The sequence below is a fragment of the Komagataeibacter melaceti genome, from assembly GCF_003403295.1.
Lineage (GTDB): Bacteria > Pseudomonadota > Alphaproteobacteria > Acetobacterales > Acetobacteraceae > Komagataeibacter > Komagataeibacter melaceti.
This window is the reverse complement of the sequence record NZ_QUWV01000201.1, coordinates 1-1,507: the sequence shown is the minus strand read 5'-3', so window position 1 is coordinate 1,507 and position 1,507 is coordinate 1. Positions and strand designations below refer to the sequence as shown.

The 1,507-nt window shown below is 58.8% G+C and carries 1 protein-coding gene; it reads right to left on the bottom strand.

Translation table 11 applies throughout. The features are described 5' to 3' along the window. Window positions 1-128: 128 nt before the first annotated feature. Window positions 129-1,313, bottom strand: coding sequence for an RNA-guided endonuclease InsQ/TnpB family protein (locus DY926_RS15995; RefSeq protein WP_116704257.1), 1,185 nt, complete (start codon window positions 1,311-1,313; stop codon window positions 129-131). Window positions 1,314-1,507 lie beyond the last annotated feature (194 nt).

Genomic DNA, 1,507 nt, shown 5'->3' with positions numbered 1-1,507 from the left:
CGCCTCTTCGTATCTGCTGCTCTGGCCCCGCTTGGCGGGGCCGTTTCCTTTCTGGGAGAAGTCCATGTCCGGCACCTGCCGTGTTGAATTAACATCTTCCTCGCCCTGAATGGCGAGGATTTCTCCGGTCAGACCGGGTGTAGTTTTCGCTTCGACGCCGCAGTGACCTGTGGCTCCACGACAGGAGTGTTCCCCCTGTAAAGAATATTGAGGGCGGCATTGTGATCGGCATTGGCATGGAAGCCGCATGTCGTGCAGACGAAGGACGCTTGGTTCTTGCGGCTTCGACTGTCCACGGCTCCGCGGCACGAACAGGTCTGCGAGGTAAAGCGCGGGTCAACCTTCACGACACGATGGGCCTTGTAGAAAAGCATCGTCTCGATCTGGTGCCAGCCCACGTTGAGAATAGCGCGGTTGAGGCCGCGCTTCTGGGCGACGTTTCTGCCGGGCTCCTCCACGGTTCCGGCAGCACTGGCGGTCATGTCTCTGGTACGCAGTCGCTCGATAACCGCAGTTCCGTGGTTCCGGCAGATGTCGGTTGTCGTTTCGTGCGCCCAGTGCTTGCGGATACGAGCGGCCTTTGCCTTGAGTGCTGCAACGCGCTTGCGAGCAAGGGCGTGACGGTTCGAACCCCGCTTGCGACGTGCGAGGATACGTTGAGCCTTACGTGCCCGTCTCTCGATGACGTCGAGCCGTTCCGGCAGCATGTAAACTGTGCCATCGGAGAGCATGAGCGGTACAGACACGCCCCGATCAATGCCGACCGCACCCTCGGTCGCAAAGTCGCGGATGTCGCAGTCCTTGCAACCGATACTGATCTGCCATCCGAGGGGCGTGAGGCTGACGGTCGCTTCCGTCAGTTTGCCCGACAGGTTCCGCGTCATGCGGAACTTGACCCAGCCTATTTTCGGCAGACGGACACGACCCCATCGGTTGTTCAGGCGCTCAACTGCTATCTCTCGTCCGTTGAAGGTGAAGGCATCGTTCACGCCTTTCTTCTTCGGTTGCGGATAGCCTCCAAGGCTCTTGAAGAAGCGGCGATAGGCTTCATCAAGGGCCTTGAGCGCATATTGCTGGGTAGTCTGACTGACAGCGCGGATAAAATCCACCTCACGGCGGAGCGCCGTCAGTTCCCTTGCCTGCGTCACGTAGTTCAGGTTGTCGCCGGTTCTGGCCTGATAGGTCCGCCAGTGGTCGCGGCGCTGTTCAAGGGCAAGATTCCACACAAGACGGCAGACGCCCGCGAATTGAAGGAAGGCTTCTTCCTGCAAGGCATCGGGCTTGAGCATGTATGTGAAGCCACGAAACGACATGCATTTAACTTAATATGGAAAACCTCTTCAGTAAAGAGCGGAACCGCTTTCCTCCCCGGCCTGAACGCCGGGGTCTCCAGCGGAGTTTAGGATGATCGCAGGCTATCGCCTTGAGATTGCCACTGTCCGTGACGGTGTTCTGATCCGCACACCTGGTATCTTTCCTGTCAACGCGCGCGAATGGCATGGCCCTT

Bases quoted from the DNA above. Each gene is read 5' to 3' on its own strand.
- DY926_RS15995 (WP_116704257.1), bottom strand. From the start codon at position 1,313: ATGTCGTTTCGTGGCTTCACATACATGCTCAAGCCCGATGCCTTGCAG.